This is a genomic window from Mycobacterium sp. KBS0706 (assembly GCF_005938675.2).
Lineage (GTDB): Bacteria > Pseudomonadota > Alphaproteobacteria > DSM-16000 > Inquilinaceae > Inquilinus.
In genome coordinates, this window is the sequence record NZ_VCCH02000398.1 from 1 (window position 1) to 328 (window position 328).

At 70.4% G+C, this 328-nt stretch carries 1 protein-coding gene; it reads left to right on the top strand.

Annotation, left to right across the window (positions count from 1 at the left end; all coding sequences use genetic code 11):
• Positions 1 to 118: 118 nt before the first annotated feature.
• Positions 119 to 328, top strand: a 210-nt coding sequence (locus tag FFK22_RS42450) for a response regulator (RefSeq protein WP_143957071.1), incomplete at its 3' end; no start/stop codon positions are given.

Sequence of the window (328 nt, forward strand, 5' to 3'; positions counted from 1 at the left end):
TACGCGAGCGCGGTCTCCGCCTCGCTGGTCAAGAGCCGCACCGACAACGAGCAGCTGCACCAGACCATCACCGACCTGATCAACGGCCTGGTCCAGGACAAGCAAGGAGGGCCCCGCCATGGCCGATGAGGCGCTGACCCGCATCCTCTATGTCGAGGACGATGCCGACATCCGCTCGGTCGCCGGCTTCGCGCTGGAGGCGGTCGGCGGCTTCGTCCTGGCCGCCTGCGCCTCAGGCGAGGAGGCGCTGGCCCAGGCCCCCGGCTTCGCGCCCCAGCTGCTGCTGCTCGACGTCATGATGCCGGGCATGGACGGGCCGGAGACGCTG